The organism is Pantoea sp. 18069 (assembly GCF_902706035.1).
Classification (GTDB): Bacteria; Pseudomonadota; Gammaproteobacteria; order Burkholderiales; family Burkholderiaceae_C; genus Comamonas.
On record NZ_CACSJA010000181.1, the window covers coordinates 1 to 226 of the forward strand.

Sequence of the window (226 nt, forward strand, 5' to 3'; positions counted from 1 at the left end):
CCATCAGCTCGGAGCTTGTGCGCTTCGACATGCAAGCGTTGCAAAATCCTGAGATCGATGGCATCGAATACCAGCAAGGCACGCTGTTCGGCTACGAGCTGCGCGAGTATCTGCTGGAAAAATGGGGCCGCCAGTGCGCCTACTGCGGCGCCAGGAATCTGCCCCTGCAGATCGAACACATCCGAGCTAGGGCCTATGGCGGCAGCAACCGTGCCTCCAACTTGAC

General features: G+C 59.3%; 1 protein-coding gene. It reads left to right on the forward strand.

Features of this window, described 5'->3' with window-relative positions:
- Positions 1–29: 29 nt before the first annotated feature.
- Positions 30–226 (forward strand): HNH endonuclease (locus tag GVL12_RS26140; protein ID WP_235034001.1); only part of this gene is annotated, 197 nt, incomplete at its 3' end.